The organism is Neoroseomonas oryzicola, from assembly GCF_012163135.1.
GTDB classification, from domain to species: Bacteria; Pseudomonadota; Alphaproteobacteria; order Acetobacterales; family Acetobacteraceae; genus Neoroseomonas; species Neoroseomonas oryzicola.
This window is the reverse complement of the sequence record NZ_JAAVUP010000001.1, coordinates 827,047-844,914: the sequence shown is the minus strand read 5'-3', so window position 1 is coordinate 844,914 and position 17,868 is coordinate 827,047. Positions and strand designations below refer to the sequence as shown.

The window sequence follows — 17,868 nt, the reverse complement described above, 5'->3', positions numbered from 1 at the left end:
TCACCGAAGCTTCATGGCGGCCCGCGATCCTGACCGGCGGGAGGCGAGCCATGACCCAGACCCCGACCGGCGACCCGGACCGCGAGGCCCGCGCCCGCATGCTGGCGCGGATGGAGGAACTGCAGCGGCTGCACCTCGCCCTGGTCGAGGAAAGCCGCGGCCTCAAGCGCTTCACCACCGAGGGGCGCGCGCGGGCGGAAATCGAGATCGCCACCGAGATGCTCGAAGGCTACCTCGCGGCCACGGCGGCCTTCCTCGAGAACATGCGCGGCCGCTACGAGGCGCGGCTGCCGCTGCTGCGGCGTGGGGAACCCGCCTTCGGCGCGCGCCCCGACCAGGCGCCGGAACATGGTGCCTTCTGGCTGGCCTTCTCGCGGCTCTGCGCCGTGCTGCGGCGGGCGGAACGGCAATCCTCGGGTTGACGCCGCTTCCGTTCGCCGGCGCGCGCCGCGACGTCTCCAGACCAAGGTCCGTGCGCGCATCTTCGCCCGGCCAGGGGATGCCACCCTGTCGGCGTCCGGCCTAGCGCGCGTTCCGCATCATGCCCTCCCAGACGCAGACGAGATGCGTCTCGGCGCCACGATCCAGCAGCACCGGGCGGTCGAAGCGGCAATGCCGGGCGGCGACGGCCGCAGCCGCGACGCCCTCGCCCGCGAAGACGAAATGCAGCAGGTCGCCCGCCGCGCAGCCGCCGCCGGCCAGCATCCCGACGAGGCGGTGCTCGAGCGGCAGCGGATCGCCGGCGATGAAGCGCGCGGTGCAGAGCCGCGACGCGGCATCCTCCGCCCGCGCCGCTGCCGGCAGCGTGATCAGCATCGCGGCGAGAAGGGGCAGCATCGGGCGCATGGATGCGCGAGGATGCCGCGGCGGGGATGAACGCCGCGTTGATCGCGGCCGCGAGGGGGAATGCCGGCATGGTTCGCCGCGTGGGACGGGCCGGGGCGTGGGTTGCGATGCTGCTGGCGCTGCTGCTGCCGGGCGTGGCGGCCGCCCAGGCCCGGCGCGGCGCGCCCGATCCGGCCCGGCCGCATCCGGCCGAGCGCGCCTGGATCGAGGCCTGCGTCCTGACCGCCCAGGCCCATCCGCCGCGCGCCGCCTTCGGCCGCTGCGCCTGGCGGATCGTGTCGGCCTGCCAGGGGGAGGCGAGCGAGAGCCTGCTCGCCGCGCGGCTGCCGGCGATGCCCGATCGGCCGAATTCTCTGACCCTGTGCACCCAGGCCGAGACGACGATCTGGCAGGGGCAGATGGAACGCTGGCTGCGCGAGACGGGCCTGCTCGCGACGGCCGAGGCGCAGGAGCCGTTGCGCCGGGCGCAGCGCGCCTTCCTCGCCTATCGCGACGCGGCCTGCATCGCCGAAGGGCTGCTGTCGGCACCGGGCGACGCGGAGGCGCATCGCCTGGCCTGCCGGCTGGAGCAGACGGCGCTGCGGGCGCTCGAGCTCAAGCGCCAGCGGGACGAGATCTGGCTCGCGATCGCCGCGGCCTCGGTGGACGGGCCCTGAGGTTCGTCCCGGTCAGGCGCGGTGGCCTGACCGGGGACATCATGCAGCCGACGACAGCGACGCCTCGCCCCTGCCGTCGCTGCGCGACGTGATCAGCGGCGCCACCAGCCCTGGCGCTTCGGCAGCGCGGCCTCGGTCCCGGTGCCGAGGACCACGGGCTGCACCGGCGCGCCGATGACGGGCTCGGGCGCGGGGGCCGGTTCCGGCGTCGCGGCCGCGGCAGGCGCGGGGGCGGCCACGGGGGCAGGCGTGGGCTCGGGCGCGGCAACTGCGGGCGCCGGCGGTTCCGGCACCTCCGCAGCGGGTGCGGGCGGCGCCATAACCTCGGCGGCCGGCGCCGGGGCTTCGGCCGCGGCAGGCTCGGCCGTCTCGGTCACCACGGCTTCCGCGACGGCCGCGGCGGCGCGGGCCGGGCGCGCGGTCGCCGCACGCTCGGCGGCAGCTTCCGCGGCTTCCATCGCCTCGAAGATGTCGTCGATCTGGCCGGCGAAGGGATCGGCGGGCGTCGGGCCGGTGTAGCGCGGCGCGCGCGGTGCCGGGGCGGGCGCCGGGGCAGGGGCCTCGCCCTCCGCCTCGGCGGCCTCGGGCGCCTCGGGGGCGCTGCCGTCCTCGCGCCGGCGGCGGCCGCCACGGCGACCGCGACGGCGGCGACGGCCATCGGCATCCGCGGCGTCGGCGGCCGCGGCCTCGGCGGCTTCCTCGCCTTCGGCGGGGGCGGCTTCCGCCCCCGTCTCGGCTTCCGCCTCGGGCTCGCCCTCGGCCTCGCCTTCGGCGGCGAGCTCGGCCTCTATCTCGGCTTCGGTGCCGGCGGGGGCCTCGCGGCCGTCCTCGCGCCGGCCGCCACGGCGGCGGCGGCGGCGGCGGCGGCGGCCGGCATCGTCGCCACCCTCGGCGCGGCGCGGCGCCTCCTCGGATTCCTCGGCGGGGGCCGCCTCGGCCTCCTCGGCTTCCTCCTCCGCCTCGACCGGCTCGGGGGCGTAGTCCATGCGCAGCGCGGTCGGCGCGGTGGGCACGAAGCCCGGCTCGGCGGCGCGCAGGCGCTCGATCTTGAGCGCGGGCGCCATCAGCGTGTCGTCGGGCTCGAACAGCACCGCCATGCCGAAGCGCGCCTCGATCTCGGCGAGGCGATCGCGCTTGCGGTTCAGCAGCCACAGCGCGACCGGGGCCGCGACGCGCACCATGATCTCGGAGGCGCGGCGCTTGGCCCCTTCCTCCTCGATCGCGCGCAGCACCTGCAGGGCGCTGCTGTCGATGCTGCGGACCAAGCCGCGGCCCTGGCAGTGCGGGCAGGTGACGAAGGTCTGTTCGGCGATCGAGGGCCGCAGCCGCTGGCGCGACATCTCGAGCAGGCCGAAATGGCTGATCCGGCCGACCTGGATGCGCGCACGGTCGTGCTTCAGCGCCTCCTTCAGGCGCCGCTCGACCATCCCGTCATGCTTGGACGACTCCATGTCGATGAAGTCGATGACGATCAGGCCCGCGAGGTCGCGCAGGCGCAGCTGGCGCGCGATCTCGTCCGCGGCTTCGAGGTTGGTGCGCAGCGCGGTGTCCTCGATGTGCCGGTCGCGCGTGGCGCGGCCCGAGTTCACGTCGATGGCGACCAGCGCCTCGGTCTGGTTGATGACGATGTAGCCGCCGGACTTGAGCTGGCAGACCGGCGAATGCATCGCGTCGAGCTGCACGTCGACATTGTGGCGGGCGAACAGCGGCAGCGCGTCGCGGTGCATCCGCACCTTGCCGGAATTGGCCGGCATCAGCATGCGCATGAACTCGCGCGCCTGGCTGTAGGCGTCGTCGCCCTCGACGATCACCTCCTCGATGTCGCGGCCGAAGACGTCGCGGATCGAGCGCTTGATGAGGTCCGCTTCCTCGTAGATCAGCGCGGGCGCGGTGGAGGCTAGCGTCCGTTCGCGGATGTTGTCCCACAGGCGCAGCAGGTATTCGCAGTCGCGCTTGATCTCGGGCTTGGGCCGCTGGGCGCCGGCGGTACGGACGATGAGCGACATGCCGTCCGGCAGGCTCATCTCCTCCACCACCTCGCGCAGCCGCTTGCGGTCGGCGGCCGAGGTGATCTTGCGCGACACGCCGCCACCACGCGGCGAGTTCGGCATCAGCACCGAGAAGCGGCCGGCCAGCGAGATGTAGGTGGTCAGCGCCGCGCCCTTGCCGCCGCGCTCTTCCTTGACGACCTGCACCAGCATGATCTGCCGGCGCTTGATCACTTCCTGGATCTTGTAGTGGCGGAGGAACTTGGGCGGGATGCGGCGCTCGCGGCGCTCCTCCTCGCCTTCGGCCGGCAGGTCCTCGCCGCCGATGGTCTCGGGCGGGGGCGGGGCATCCTCGGCGGGCAGGCTCTCGACGCGGCCGTGGTCCTCGTGGGCCTCGGCCTCGGCTTCGGTCGTCTCCTCGACCGCGAGGCCGGCATCGGGCGTGCCGGTGATGCGGTCGTCCGCCATGTCGAGGGGCTGGGCGGCCGGGGCCGGTGCGTCCTCGGCGGCAGGCGCTTCCGCGGCCTCGGCGGGGGCCTCGCCCTCGGCGGCGAGTGCCTCCGCGGCTTCGGCCGGCGCGGCCTCCTCGCCGTTGGTCCAGGCTTCGCTGCCCTCGCCGTTCCACTCGGCGGCACGGTCCATGGCCGATTCCGGCGGCAGGTCGGCCTCGTCCTCGGCGCGGGCTTCCTCGGCCTGCATCTCGATCAGGCGCTGCCGGTCGGCGACCGGGATCTGGTAGTAGTCGGGGTGAATCTCGCCGAAGGCCAGGAAGCCATGGCGGTTGCCGCCGTATTCGACGAAGGCGGCCTGCAGGCTGGGTTCCACCCGCACCACCTTGGCCAGGTAGATGTTGCCCTTGAGGGGCTTGCGGGTGGCGGTCTCGAGGTCGAATTCCTCGATGCGGTTGCCGTCCAGCACCACCACCCGTGTTTCCTCGGGGTGGGATGCGTCGATCAGCATGCGCTTGGTCATGGGCGTCGGGGCTCCGCGCCGCGGCGTGGCCGGCGGCGCAAGGAATTGGCGGGGCCCGGGCGGAGACGGATTCGCAGCGCTGCGTCCTCAGGCATGCGGCGGCGAACGTCCTCGCTCGGCGGGCCCGGCGCCGCGCGCGGCGCGGTGCGGGCCCTGGGTGGGCGCGCCTGGTCTCTGCCCCGGTAGCCCTTGGACGGCCGCAAGGCGGCGGTCACAGGCGCAGGCGGGCCGGCATGGCGATGCGGCGTGCCCGGCGCCGGCGTCAGGGGCGGATCGGGCGTAGCGCGCACCGGGTTCCGCGCCGGCGGAGGCGGCAGGGGGGGCACCCGGCGAAGCCACGGAACACTTGGGCGACCGAAAAGATCGCCCCGGCTCCAGGCCGGGCACCCGATGGATCGCCACGACGCCGCCCCTGCCTTCGGCCCTGGGGTCACGCGCCGGGCGAACCCGCCCGGGACTCCGCCCGCAGCGGCATCCGCCGGGGCGCTGCACCATAGTCATGTGGCGGGGCTGTCACAAGGCCGGAAGAATGCCGGGCGTCGTTCAGGTGCTACTTCAAACTCTTCGTGGCAATGCCCTGATAAGGAATGTAGAATCGCGCCGCGTCCCGGAAGGGGACCGGGGCGCTTGCAGGGATAAGTGCCATGACCGGCCTTGGCCGCCGCCCGTTGCTCGGGCTCGGCCTGCTTGCCGCGGCGGGGGCGGGGCCCGTACGCGCTGGGAACATCACCGAAGGCGGCCTCACACAGGCTGGCCGGAGCGCGCGCCTGACCCTCGCCGTCGAGGGCGAGCAGCGCTGGAGCTTGCGCGCGGAGGCCGATCCGCCGCGCCTCGTGCTGCACCTGCCGAACGCCAATTGGCGCGCCGGGGCGCGGCTGCGCGGCGCCGGGCCGGTGCGCGCCGCCCGTTTCGTCGCCGCCGAGGACGCGCTGGTGCTGGATCTCGCCGGGCCGGCCATCGGCCGCGTCGCGCCGGTCCAGCCGGGGCGCATCGTGCTGACCATCCAGCCCGCCACGCCGGCGGACTTCGCCGCCGCGGTGCGGGCGGGCCGCGACCTGGCCGCCGGCACCGCGCGCGGCCAGGGGCCGCTGCCGCTCGTGGTGCTCGACCCCGGCCATGGCGGGCGCGATCCCGGCGCCATCGGGGCGTCCGGCGTGCACGAGAAGCGCATCGTCCTCGCCACCGCGCTCGAGGTGAAGCGGCGGCTCGAGGCGACCCGCAGCTGCCGCGTGCTGCTGACCCGCACGCGGGACGTCTTCGTGCCGCTGGCCGAACGGGTCGACATCGCGCGGCGGCGGGATGCGGCGCTGTTCCTCTCGATCCATGCGGATTCCGCGCCCGGGGCGCGCGGCGCCTCGGTCTACACGCTCTCCGACACCGCCTCGGACGCCATGAGCGAGGCGCTGGCCCGGCGGGAGAACCAGGCCGACCTCGCCGGCGGCCTGCGCCTGCCCTCGGTCAGCCCGGAAGTGCAGCGGATCCTGATCAGCCTGATGCGGCAGGAGACGCGGGTCGGCTCCTCCCGCCTCGCGCGGCTCGCTGTGCGGGAACTGGGGGAGGAGGTGGCGCTGCTGCCCAACACCCACCGGGAAGCCGCCTTCGTCGTGCTGAAGTCGCCCGAGATCCCCTCGGCCCTGGTGGAACTCGGCTTCCTGTCGGACCCGAGGGACGAGGCCGCGCTGCAGCGACCCGACCATCGCGCGCGCCTCGCCACCGCCCTGACGCGGGCCGTGCAGGGGTGGATCGAGGCCGCGCCCGCAACGGTCCGGCCGGGATGAGCCGCCGCGCGCGGTCGCGTGATCGCGCGCCATGTCGCGGCCCGACGCAGGCCGGTGTATCAGGAACCCGATGAGCCCGAACGACCTTCGCGCCGAAGCCCCCCTCGATCCCAGCCGCCAGCGGCGGAAGGGCAAGGCGGAGCCTGCGCGCCCAGCACCGGCGGCCGAGGACGGCCTGCCGCCCGACCGCCCGCGCCGCGAGGCGCCGGAGCGCAAGAAGCGGCGCCGGCGTGGCTTCGGGCTGTTCAAGCTGGCCTTCATCGTGCTGCTCGCGGGCGGGCTGGTCGCGGCGGTCGCCGGCTACGGGCTCTACCGCCAGGTCGCCGAGGACCTGCCCGACTACCGCTGGCTGGCCGACTACGAGCCGCCGCAGATGAGCCGCATCTACGCGGCCGACAGCCGCCTGACCGCCGAGCTCGCGACCGAGCGCCGCGTCTTCGTGCCGATCGAGGCCATTCCCCAGCGCGTCCAGCAGGCCTTCGTCTCGGCCGAGGACCAGCGCTTCTGGGACCATGCCGGCGTCGATCCGCTCGGGATCGGGCGGTCGGTGCTGACAGCGATCGAGAACTACGGTTCGGGCCGGCGGATGGGCGGGGCCTCGACCATCACCCAGCAGGTCGCCAAGAACATGCTGGTCGGCAACGAGCGCAGCATGATGCGCAAGGTGCGCGAGGCGATCCTCGCGGTGCGCATCGAGCAGGCGCTCTCGAAGGACCGCATCCTCGAGCTCTACCTCAACGAGATCTTCCTCGGGCAATCCGCCTATGGCGTGGCCGCCGCCGCGCAGGCCTATTTCAACAAGGGCCTGGACGAGCTGACGACGGCGGAGGCGGCCTTCCTCGCCGCCCTGCCCAAGGCGCCGAACAACTACAACCCGGTCCGCTTCCCCGAGGCGGCCCGCGCCCGGCGCGACTGGGTGCTCGATCGCATGGCCGAGGACGGCTACATCACGCGGGAGGAGGCGCGCTACGCCAAGGCGGAGCCGATCGTTCCGCGTCCCTCCCGCCGCCCGGACATCATCGCCGTCGGCCAGCACTTCACCGAGGAAGTCCGGCGCGAGCTGGTCCAGCGCTATGGCGCGGAGCAGACGACGATGGGCGGCCTCGTCGTCCGCACCAGCCTTGATCCGGCGCTTCAGGCCGCTACCGAGCGGGCGCTGCGCGACGGGCTCGTTTCCTATGACCGCCGGCGCGGCGGCTGGCGCGGCGCCTTCGGGCAGATCGCGGCCGGCCCGACCGAATGGATGCCCGCCCTCGAGGCCTATCAGCGCCCGCCTGGCGGGCTGCCGGAATGGCGCCTCGCCGTGGTGCTCGAGGTGCGCAACACCGAGGCGCGGCTCGGCTGGATCGAGCGCGGCGAGGCCCGCGGCGCGCCGCAGCCCCGCACCGGGCTGATGTACCTGCAGGACCTCGCCTGGGCGCGCACGGCGCGCGACGGGCGCATCGTCGGCGGCCAGCCCTCGCGCATGAACCAGGTGGTGAATGTCGGCGACGTGGTCTTCGTCGAACCGATGCCGACCCAGCTCGCCGCGCAGAACCGCCCGGCGCGGCCGGAGCGACTGGAACTGCGCCAGATGCCTCAGGCGGAGGGCGCGGTCGTCGCCCTCGACCCGCAGACCGGGCGCGTCATGGCGATGGCCGGCGGCTGGTCCTTCGAGCGGTCCTGGTTCAACCGGGCGACGCAGGCGATGCGCCAGCCGGGGTCGTCCTTCAAGCCCTTCGTCTACATCACGGCGCTCGAGCAGGGCATGCCGCCCAACACCGAACTGCTGGACGAGCCGATCGAGGTGATGTCCGGCGGACGGCTGTGGCGGCCGCAGAACTACACCGCCGGCCGCTCCTATGGCTGGGTGACGATGCGCCAGGCGATGGAGCGAAGCCTCAACCTCGTCACCGTGCGCCTCGCCCAGCAGGTGGGGATGGATGCTGTGGCGGATTCGGCGGCGCGCTTCGGCGTCATCCCGAACATGCCGCGCTACCTCGCCATGTCGCTCGGCGCCGGGGAGACGACGGTGATGCGCATGGCCGCGGGCTATGCCGCCTTCGTCAATGGCGGCGTCGAGGTCACGCCGACGCTGATCGATTCCGTCCAGGACCGGCGAGGCCGCGTCGTCTGGCGCGCCGACCGGCGCACCTGCGCGGGTTGCTCGGGCGGGCCGGACGGCCAGCCGCCCGAACTTGTCGACCCGCAGCGCCGCCAGGTGACCGACCCGATCGCGGCCTACCAGATGGTCTCCTTGCTGCAGGGCGTGGTGGCCCGCGGCACCGGCCAGCCCGCGATCGGCGACCGGCTTGGCCGTCCCGTCGCCGGCAAGACCGGCACCACGGACGACTACAAGGACAACTGGTTCGTGGGCTTCACCCCGGACATCGTCGTCGCCGTGTGGATCGGCTTCGACGAGCCGCGCAGCCTCGGCAACGGGGAAACGGGTGGCGGCAACGCCGCACCGATCTTCCGCGAGGTGGTAGCCGCGGCGCTGCGCGACAGCCCGCCGGTGCCTTTCCGCGCCCCGCCGGGCGTGGCGCTGGTGCGGCTCAACGTCGGCAACGGCTCGATCCTCGAGGCCTTCCGCCCGGGCACCGAGAACTCGGCGCGCCGGATGCGCGACGGGGAGGAAGGTGGCGGCGCCTCGGCGACCGGCCTCGACAGCAACCTGGGCGGGCTCTATTGAGCGCCCGCCATGCGCGCCGAAGCCGAATCCCTGAACGAGCAGATCACCGCCTCGGTGTCCCTGCTGAGGAGGCATCTTTGACTGGGATGCCGCCGTCCGCCGCCTCGAAGAGCTGAACGCTCGGTCCGAGGACCCCTCCCTTTGGAACGATGCCGCGGAAGCCGGCCGCGTGATGCGCGAACGCGGGCGGCTGGCCGGCCAGGTCGATGGCGTGCGGAAGCTCGAGCGCGACGTCGAGGACGCGCTCGGCCTCATTGAGCTCGCCGAGGCCGAGGGTGACGAGGACACGATCAAGGCCGCGCTCGCCGACCTCGAGGGCCTCGCGGCGGAGGCGAAGCGGCTCGAGATCGAGAGCCTGCTCTCGGGCGAGGCCGACGCCAACGACGCCTATCTGGAAGTGAATGCCGGCGCCGGGGGCACCGAGGCCCAGGACTGGGCCGAGATGCTGCTGCGCATGTATGTCCGCTGGGCCGAGAAGCGCGGCTACAAGGTGACCGTGACCGAACGGTCCGACGGCGAGCAGGCCGGCGTGAAGTCCGCCACCATCCAGGTGAACGGCGCCAACGCCTATGGCTGGCTGAAGACGGAGACGGGCGTGCACCGGCTGGTGCGTATCAGCCCCTTCGACGCGGCGGCGCGGCGACAGACATCCTTCGCCTCCGTCTATGTGTTCCCGGTGATCGATGACAAGATCGAGGTCGAGATCAACCCGGCGGACCTCAAGACCGACACCTTCCGCGCCTCCGGTGCCGGCGGCCAGCACGTCAACAAGACGGAATCGGGCGTCCGCTTCACCCATATCCCGACCGGGATCGTGGTCGCCTCGACCCAGGACCGCAGCCAGCATCGCAACCGCGCCATCGCGATGGAGATGCTGAAGGCCCGCCTCTACGAGCTGGAACTGCGCAAGCGCGAGGCGATCAGCGACGCGGTCGAGGCCGGCAAGACCGACATCGGCTGGGGCCACCAGATCCGATCCTACGTGCTGCAGCCCTACCAGATGGTGAAGGACCTGCGCACCAGCGTGGAGAAGGGCAATCCCGACGCGGTGCTGGACGGCGACCTGGATGAGTTCATGGCCGCCGCCCTCGCGCAGCGCGTGGGCGCGACGCGGTCCGAGGCGAGCGCCGCGGCGCGCTGACGCCGCCCGCGCGACGGCGCGACCCACGGCGCGCCGCATGTCGTGAATGTCATGCGAAACCGCGCTTTCCGGCGCGAATCACCTGTCGGGCGCCGTTGACACCGTTCCGGCGCGGATGGATTTTTCCCGCGCTTGAACCGGCCTGGAAGGCCGTCGTCTGGAGCGGGGGCAAAGTGGCGGACGAGACGGTCGAGGCGACGCCGCCACGCGGTGTCGCGCTCTCGCTCATGGCACGGGGGGACGGCTTCGCGGCGCTGCGCGCCGTCGTGTCCGAGGTCTCGCCACCCGTCACGCTGCGCGCCATCCGCATGGCGGACGGCATTCTGATCGCGCTTCGCACCGCCGAGAATCCGGGCCTCGTGATGACGCCGCCGCTGACCGAGGCCTCGGTGCCGCTCGAGCGCGGCTTCGCCGACCGCCTCGCGGCGAAGGCCGGCCAGGTCGCCGCCGGCGCGGCGTCCCGCGCGATTGCCGCCATCGCCGCGCAGCCAGCCCTCAGCCTGCCCGAGGCGCCGGGCGCGGCCGCCGCCCTGCTGCAGGCGGCGCGCGAGGCCATGCGCGCCGCGCCCGACCGCGAACCTGCGCGCATAGCCGCGGCGGCGGAGATCCACGCGGCGCTTTACTTCACGATGCGCCATGCGCAGCAGCAGGGCCTGCTGGCGCCGGCAGCGGAGGAGGGCGCGTGACCATCGCCTTCCTCGGCCATTCCTACCACCAGCGCACGGCGTCCTCGGGCTTCATGCAGGACATCCTGCGCGAGGCCTATGGCGCGATGGACTGCTTCTTCGACGACAGCTGGGCGGGGGGCATCGCGCTCGACGTACCGGGGATCGTCGCGCGCGGCTACGACCACATCCACATCTGGCAGATGGAAAGCCTCGCCGCCGCAGTCGCCGCGGCGGGCCCCTCGGTGCCGGTGACCTTCTACCCGATGCTCGATTCCGCGCGCATGGCGAAGGACGATTTCTGGCGCCGCATCGCCGGGCACATGCGCATCGTCTGCTTCAGCCGCACGCTGCACCTGCAGATGCTGCGCCGCGGGCTCGAGAGCGCCTGCTTCGAATACATGCCCGATCCTGCGAGCCAGGTGCCCGTCATGGACCCCGAGCCGGAATCGCTGTTCTTCTGGCAGCGGCGCCGCGACCTCGGCTGGCCCGAGGTGCGCCGGCTGCTGCCGCCGGGCTTCGCGGGCCGCGTGCACCTGCACATGCACCTCGACCCGACCTACGGCACGCCGGAACCGCCGCCGGCCGAGGAGATCGTGCGCTACCGCATCACCACCTCGACCTGGTTCGAGGACCGCGCCGAGCTCGACGCGCTGACGCGCAGCTTCGCCGGCTATGTGGCGCCGCGCCTGCACGAAGGGATCGGGATGTCCTTCCTCGAGGCCATGGCGCGCGGGCAATGCGTCATCGCCGCCGACAATCCGACGATGAACGAATACATCACCCATGGCGTGAACGGGCTGCTCTTCGCGCCGCGGGAACCCGCGCCGCTCGATCTCTCCCGCATGGCCGAGATCGGGCGTCGCGCCCGGCAGGGCATCGAGGCCGGCTTCGAGCGTTGGGAACGCGATCGTCGCGGCAGGCTGCTCGACTACATCGACGCGCCGCGCGGCGCCGACACGGCGCTGCTGCGCGAGTCGTCGCTCGCGATGATCGCATGATGCAGGCGATGCGCCGGCCGCTGGTGACGGTTGCAATCGTCACGCTGAACGCTGCCGCGGAACTGCCCGGCACGCTGCGGTCCATCGCGCGGCAGACATGGCAGGAGAAGGAGGTCGTCGTCGTCGATGGTGGATCGACCGACGGCACCATCGCCATCCTGCGCGACCCCGCTTCGGGCGTGACGCGCTGGGAGAGCGGCAAGGACCGCGGCCCCTACGACGCGATGAACAAGGCGGCCGCACTCGCCTCGGGCGAGTGGATCATCTTCATGAATGCGGGCGACTGGTTCGCCGACCCGCAGGCGATCGAGCACGCGCTGCGCGACGTCCCGCCGGATGCGGATTTCGTGATCGGCCATCACCTGTATCGCCTGCTCGACGGGTCGATGGTGCTGCACAAGGCGGCGGATTTCGAGGACACCTGGTCGCGGCTGCGCGCCAGCGACTTCTCCTTCCGCTGGCTGAGCGGCATTCCCTGCCACCAGGCGACCTTCACCCGCACGGCGCTGCTGCTCGAGAACCCCTACGACATCGGCTTCCGCATCGCCGCCGACCACGACCTGATGTTCCGGATGCGCGCGGCGGGCGCGCGCTTCCACCACGGCAACACGGTCGTCGCCGTCTACACCCAGGGCGGGATGTCGACGAACCAGGAGGCGCTGTGCTTCCACGAGTGGTGGCGGATCGGCTGCACCTTCGGCAAGCCCGCGCTGTCGACCCGCTTCTTCCAGGAGAACTTCCGCCCCGGCGTGACCGAGCATCCACGCCGCGTCGCGGAGGTGACGGCGCAGGTGCGCGCCTCGGGCCTGTTCTTCGAGGATTGGTACCGCGCCCTGCACCCGCGGGACCGCCTGGTCGATCCGGTCGAGCACTACATGTATGTCGGCTGGAAGCAGGGCTTCGCGCCGAACCCCTTCTTCGACCCGGCCTTCTACGTCGCGCGCTATGCCGATGCGCGAGCGGCCGGCGGCAATCCCTTCGAGCACTACCTGAACGTCGGCCGCGCCGAGAACCGCCTGACCTTCGACTGGGCCGATGCGAGCCGGCCGCTCGCCGCGCTGCGCGGCGTGTTCGACCCGCAGCGCGAGGGGCTCGAGGTGCTGATCCGCCGCATCGCGGAGATGCCCTCGGATCAGCTCGCGCGGCTGCTGGCGCCCTTCGCGCCGCCCCCGCCGCCGCCGGTGGCCGACGAGAACGCGCCGCCGGCCGATGGCAGCTGGTCGCTCGTCGGCGGGGCGAGCGAGCATTCCGAGGGGCCCTATCCGCAGCTTGGGCTCGATGCACCCTTCCGCTGGTCGATCGGCGCGGTGACCACGCTGCGCGTCTTCAGCGCCAAGCCGGGGCGGCGCCGGCTGCGGCTGGTGGTGCGCAATGCGCTCGGCGGCCAGCGGCTGGCGATCGGCGGCGAGGGTGTGACGCCGCGGGAGGCGCCACTGCCCGTCGCCGACATCTCGGTGCCCGTGCCGGTGGAGGTCACGCTGGACGGCCCCCCGGGCTACCGCGACATCGAGATCCGCCCTTCGCGCCAGTCCCAGCCCGACGGCGTCGGGCGCCACCTGACCTTCATCCTCGAGGCCGTCACGCTGGAGGTTCCGGAGGAGGCACGCGCGGCCCCGCTGCTCGGCGACATCGCCGCCCCGCTGCCGGCGCCGATCGAGGCCGCGCTGCTGAAGCGCCAGGATGCCGAGACGGTGCTGTGGGAGATGTCCGACGGCGTCGGCGCGCTGGAAGGGCCTGCGCCGGAGATCGGCCTGCCGCATCATTTCCGCTGGATCACCGCGCGCCGCTGCCGCCTGCTGCTGGAAGCGCCCGCCGCGCGACACGCGACGCTGCGCCTGGATTATCGCTGCCCGATCGCCGGCCAGCGCGCGATCCTGCGGGTCAACGACGATCCCGCGCAGTTCCTGCGCCTCGACAGCGGCGCGCTGACCGAACGCTTCCGGCTGGAGATCCCGGTGCGGCTGAAGCCCGGCCGCAGCGCGGTGGAGTTCATGCTCAGCGAAACGACGCGGGAGGTCGCGGGCGAACGCGACCTCGCGCTGCTGATCGAGGATCTCGCGATCGTCTGATCGCTACCGCATCGCCGCCTTCAGCACGTCCCCGACCTCATCCAGGATCGCCGGGTCGTCGATGGTCGGCGGCACGACGTAGTCGTCCCCATCGGCGATCTTGCGCAGCGTCGCGCGCAGGATCTTGCCCGATCGCGTCTTGGGCAGGCGGGCGACGACGCGGGCATCCTTGAAGGCGGCGACCGGTCCGATCTGGTCGCGCACCATGGCGATCAGTTCCTTCGAGATCGCCTCCTCGCCCTTCGCGACGCCGGACTTGAGCACCACGAGGCCGAGCGGCACCTGGCCCTTCAGCGTATCGCGTACGCCGACCACGGCGCATTCGGCGACATCCGGGTGGGAGGCCAGCACCTCCTCCATCGCGCCGGTGGACAGACGATGGCCGGCGACGTTGATGATGTCGTCGGTGCGGCTCATCACCCAGACATAGCCGTCCTCGTCGACCATCCCGGCATCGGCGGTCGAGTAGTAGCCGGGGAAGGCCGAGAGATAGGCCTCGCGGAAGCGATCATCCGCGTTGAACAGCGTCGGCAGGCAGGAGGGCGGCAGCGGCAGGCGCACGGCGAGGCTGCCGATCTGCCCGCGTGGGACCTCTTGGTGCGCCTCGTCCAGCACGACCACGTCGTAGCCGGGCGCGGGCTTGCCGCCGGATCCCGCGCGCGTCGGGAACAGGCCGAGGCCGCGGAAATTGCCGGTGATGGTCCAGCCCGTCTCGGTCTGCCACCAATGGTCGACCACGGGCTTGGCGAGCAGGCGCTCGGACCAGGTGATGGTGTCGGGGTCGCAGCGCTCGCCGGCGAGGTAGAGCGCCTCCATGCGCGAGAGGTCGTAGCGCTTCAGGAAGGCCCCGTCCGGATCCTCCTTCTTGATGGCGCGGATCGCGGTCGGCGCGGTGAAGAGCACCTTCACGCGATGCTGTTCGCACACCCGCCAGAAGGTGCCGGCATCGGGCGTGCCCACGGGCTTGCCCTCGAACAGCACGGTCGCGCAGCCGGCCAGCAGCGGGGCGTAGACGATGTAGGAATGTCCCACGACCCAGCCGACGTCGGACGCCGCCCAGAACACGTCGCCCGGCCCGACGCCGTAGACCATGGACATGGAGTTGTGCAGCGCGACGGCGTGCCCGCCATTGTCGCGCAGGATGCCCTTGGGTGCCCCCGTCGTGCCCGAGGTGTAGAGGATGTAGAGCGGGTCGGTGCTCTCGACCGGCACGCAAGGATGCGGCGCGGCGGCGGCCTCGGCGGCGAGCAGGTCCTCGTCGCGGCCGGGCGTCAGTTCGCAGGGCGCGGCCTCGCGCTGCAGGATCAGCACGCTGGAAGGCTTGTGCGGCGACAGCCCGATCGCGGCGTCGAGCAGCGGCTTGTACTTCACGACCCGTCCGGGCTCGAGCCCGCAGGAGGCCGAGACGATGGCCTTGGGCTTGGCATCCGCGATGCGCGCGGCGAGTTCCGCCGCGGCGAAGCCGCCGAACACCACCGAATGCACCGCGCCGAGCCGCGCACAGGCGAGCATCGCCATCGCCGCCTCCGGCACCATCGGCATGTAGATGACGACGCGATCACCCTTGCCGACGCCGCGCTCGGCAAGCGCGCCGGCGATCTTCGCCACACGCTGCTGCAATTCGGCATAGGTCGTGGTTTCGATCCGCCCGGTCATCGGGCTGTCCCAGATGATGGCGGGCTGCGCGCCGCGCCCTGCCGCGACATGGCGGTCCACCGCGTTGAAGCAGGTGTTCAGCCGCCCGCCGGGAAACCAGCGGCCGTAGACGCCGAGCGTGCCGTCGAAGGCCGCGGCCGGCGGCGTGTCCCAGGTGATGCCCTTCGCCGCCTCGGCCCACCAGCCGGCCGGATCGCGCCGCCAGGCCGCATAGGTGTCGTCATAGGAGCGGGCGCTGCCGGACATGCGTGGGATCCTCCTGGATTGCCGGCAGGGTCCAACGGCCGGCGGGGGCCATGCAAGGCCCCGTCGCGCCCGCGCAACCTTGCGGCAGATCAAGATTCGGCCCGCTTGCGCCGTCTATGGCTCCCGCGCGGCTGTGACCGGGACAGGCGCCGACCAACAGGAAGGCGAGGCCATGACCGACGATGTGCATCTCAGGGTGCTGCGAAGCCCCCAGTTCCAGGAACTCGTCCGCCGTAGAGCGGGGTTCGCCTGGACGCTCTCGATCATCATGCTGGTGATCTATTTCGGCTTCATCGCCCTCGTGGCCTTCGCCAAGCCGCTGCTCGCGACCAAGGTCGGCGGTGGCGTCACCTCGCTCGGCATCGTGCTCGGCCTCGTCGTGATCGTGTCGGCCTTCCTGCTGACGGGCATCTATGTCCGCCGCGCGAATGGCGAGTTCGACGAGATGACCGAAAGCCTGAAGAAGGAGGTGCTGTGATGAAGCGCTTCCTCTGGGTGGCCGCACTCGCCGCCACTGTCGGCGCCGCGGCGCATATCGGCATCGCCCAGGCCGCCGGCGCGCTGGAAGGGCAGGTGGATCGCCAGGCCCTGAACTGGCCGGCGATCATCATGTTCTTCGCCTTCGTGCTCGGCACGCTTGGCATCACCTACCGCGCAGCGATGCAGACGCGCTCGGCGGCGGATTTCTACGCCGCGGGCGGCGGCATCACCGGCTTCCAGAACGGCCTCGCCATCGCCGGCGACTACATGTCGGCGGCTTCCTTCCTGGGCATTTCGGGCCTGGTCTTCGCCTCCGGCTTCGACGGGCTGATCTATTCGATCGGCTTCCTGGTCGGTTGGCCGGTGATCCTGTTCCTGATCGCGGAACGGCTGCGCAACCTCGGCAAGTTCACCTTCGCCGACGTCGCCTCCTTCCGGCTGGAGCCGACCTCGATCCGCATCCTGTCCGCGACCGGCACGCTGGTCGTGGTGGCCTTCTACCTGATCGCGCAGATGGTCGGCGCGGGGAAGCTGATCCAGTTGCTGTTCGGCCTCGAATACCTCTACGCGGTGGTGATCGTCGGCATCCTGATGATCGTCTATGTCGCCTTCGGCGGCATGAAGGCGACGACCTGGGTGCAGATCATCAAGGCCTGCCTGCTGCTCGCCGGCGCCTCCTTCATGGCCTTCATGGTGATGCTGCGCTACGGTTTCAGCCCCGAGGCGATGTTCGCCGACGCGGTCCGCATCCATCCGCGCCACGACGCCATCATGGCGCCCGGCGCACTGGTCTCGGACCCGGTCTCGGCGATCTCGCTCGGCCTCGCGCTGATGTTCGGCACGGCGGGGCTGCCGCACATCCTGATGCGCTTCTTCACCGTGTCGGACGCGCAGGCGGCGCGGAAGTCGGTGTTCTATGCGACCGGCTTCATCGCCTACTTCTACATCCTGACCTTCATCATCGGCTTCGGCGCCATCACCTTCCTGATGACGGACGACAGCTTCTACACGGCGGGTGCGGGCGGGGTGATCAATCGCATCACCGGGCTGCTGGGCGGCACCAACATGGCCGCGGTGCACCTCGCGAACGCGGTGGGCGGGTCGCTCTTCCTCGGCTTCATATCGGCGGTGGCCTTCGCGACCATCCTCGCGGTGGTGGCGGGGCTGACGCTGGCCGGCGCCTCGGCCGTCTCGCATGACCTCTATGCCGAGGTCATCGCGCGCGGCCAGGCCAACGAGCAGAAGGAGGTGCGGATCTCGAAGATCACCGCCGTGGTGATCGGCATCGTCGCCATCATCCTCGGCTACGTGTTCGAGAACCAGAACGTCGCCTTCATGGTGGGCCTGGCCTTCGCGGTGGCGGCGTCCTGCAACTTCCCGGTCCTGCTCATGTCGGTGTTCTGGAAGGGTACGACGACGCGTGGTTCGCTGATCGGCGGCTTCCTCGGCCTGGTCAGCGCCGTCGTGATGGTGGTGCTGTCCAAGGCGGTCTGGGTGCAGACGCTCGGCTTCCCGAAGGAGATCTTCCCCTACGACAACCCGGCCATCTTCTCGATGGCGATCGCCTTCATCGGCATCTGGCTGTTCTCGAAGATGGACAGCAGCGCCCAGGCGAAGTCCGAGCAGGCCGGCTTCGACGCCCAGTATGTGCGCTCGGAGACCGGGATCGGCGCCGCCTCGGCGCATATCCACTGAGAAC

General features: G+C 72.0%; 13 protein-coding genes. 10 read left to right on the top strand and 3 right to left on the bottom strand.

Translation table 11 applies throughout. The features are described from left to right. Positions 1-50: 50 nt before the first annotated feature. Positions 51-422 carry a hypothetical protein gene (locus tag GWK15_RS04140; RefSeq protein ID WP_168039327.1) on the top strand — a complete coding sequence of 124 codons (372 nt, stop codon included), beginning with the start codon at positions 51-53 and terminating at the stop codon, positions 420-422. Between the two features lie 100 nt (positions 423-522). Here GWK15_RS04140 and GWK15_RS04135 read toward each other — a convergent pair whose 3' ends face one another. Next, positions 523-837 carry a hypothetical protein gene (locus GWK15_RS04135; protein ID WP_168039325.1) on the bottom strand — a complete coding sequence of 105 codons (315 nt, stop codon included), beginning with the start codon at positions 835-837 and terminating at the stop codon, positions 523-525. 77 nt (positions 838-914) lie between these two features. On the opposite strand from GWK15_RS04135, the gene GWK15_RS04130 reads away from it, so the two are divergent. After that, on the top strand, positions 915-1,502 hold the full coding sequence (locus GWK15_RS04130) for a lysozyme inhibitor LprI family protein (protein WP_168039323.1): 588 nt from the start codon (positions 915-917) through the stop codon (positions 1,500-1,502). Positions 1,503-1,594: 92 nt separating this feature from the next. Here the strand turns inward: GWK15_RS04130 and GWK15_RS04125 are convergent, their stop codons facing one another. Then, on the bottom strand, positions 1,595-4,462 hold the full coding sequence (locus GWK15_RS04125) for an Rne/Rng family ribonuclease (RefSeq protein ID WP_168039321.1): 2,868 nt from the start codon (positions 4,460-4,462) through the stop codon (positions 1,595-1,597). A 644-nt stretch (positions 4,463-5,106) separates the two neighbouring features. Here GWK15_RS04125 and GWK15_RS04120 point away from each other — a divergent pair. The 6 genes from GWK15_RS04120 to GWK15_RS04095 all read left to right on the top strand — a co-directional run bounded on the left by GWK15_RS04120 (position 5,107) and on the right by GWK15_RS04095 (position 13,787). After that, positions 5,107-6,240, top strand: coding sequence for an N-acetylmuramoyl-L-alanine amidase family protein (locus GWK15_RS04120; RefSeq protein WP_168039319.1), 1,134 nt, complete (start codon positions 5,107-5,109; stop codon positions 6,238-6,240). A gap of 70 nt (positions 6,241-6,310) precedes the next feature. Beyond that, on the top strand, positions 6,311-8,911 hold the full coding sequence (locus GWK15_RS04115; protein ID WP_168039317.1) for a penicillin-binding protein 1A: 2,601 nt from the start codon (positions 6,311-6,313) through the stop codon (positions 8,909-8,911). 9 nt (positions 8,912-8,920) lie between these two features. Continuing rightward, positions 8,921-10,052, top strand: a protein-coding gene (gene prfB / locus GWK15_RS04110; protein WP_168039315.1) for a peptide chain release factor 2 whose coding sequence is annotated in 2 segments (ribosomal slippage) — positions 8,921-8,989 and positions 8,991-10,052 — 1,131 coding nt in all. Because the reading frame shifts where the segments join, the coding sequence is not laid out codon by codon here. A gap of 173 nt (positions 10,053-10,225) precedes the next feature. Continuing rightward, positions 10,226-10,738: a hypothetical protein gene (locus GWK15_RS04105; RefSeq protein ID WP_168039313.1), complete on the top strand. Its 513-nt coding sequence runs from the start codon at positions 10,226-10,228 to the stop codon at positions 10,736-10,738. Continuing rightward, entirely contained in the window at positions 10,735-11,718 is a 984-nt protein-coding gene (locus tag GWK15_RS26515; RefSeq protein ID WP_168039311.1) for a glycosyltransferase, read from the top strand. Before GWK15_RS04105 ends, GWK15_RS26515 begins: the two co-directional genes overlap by 4 nt. 8 nt (positions 11,719-11,726) lie before the next feature. Further along, positions 11,727-13,787 (top strand): glycosyltransferase family 2 protein, encoded by a 2,061-nt coding sequence (locus GWK15_RS04095; RefSeq protein ID WP_168039309.1) that lies wholly within the window; start codon positions 11,727-11,729, stop codon positions 13,785-13,787. 3 nt (positions 13,788-13,790) lie between these two features. Here GWK15_RS04095 and GWK15_RS04090 read toward each other — a convergent pair whose 3' ends face one another. After that, positions 13,791-15,689: an AMP-binding protein gene (locus tag GWK15_RS04090; protein WP_168039307.1), complete on the bottom strand. Its 1,899-nt coding sequence runs from the start codon at positions 15,687-15,689 to the stop codon at positions 13,791-13,793. 172 nt (positions 15,690-15,861) lie between these two features. Here GWK15_RS04090 and GWK15_RS04085 point away from each other — a divergent pair, with 172 nt between their 5' ends. Both GWK15_RS04085 and GWK15_RS04080 read left to right on the top strand, forming a co-directional pair. Next, positions 15,862-16,167 (top strand): DUF485 domain-containing protein, encoded by a 306-nt coding sequence (locus GWK15_RS04085; RefSeq protein WP_168039305.1) that lies wholly within the window; start codon positions 15,862-15,864, stop codon positions 16,165-16,167. Beyond that, positions 16,167-17,864: a cation acetate symporter gene (locus GWK15_RS04080; RefSeq protein ID WP_168039303.1), complete on the top strand. Its 1,698-nt coding sequence runs from the start codon at positions 16,167-16,169 to the stop codon at positions 17,862-17,864. The genes GWK15_RS04085 and GWK15_RS04080 overlap by 1 nt, the downstream gene beginning before the upstream one ends. The last annotated feature ends 4 nt before the right edge of the window (positions 17,865-17,868 follow it).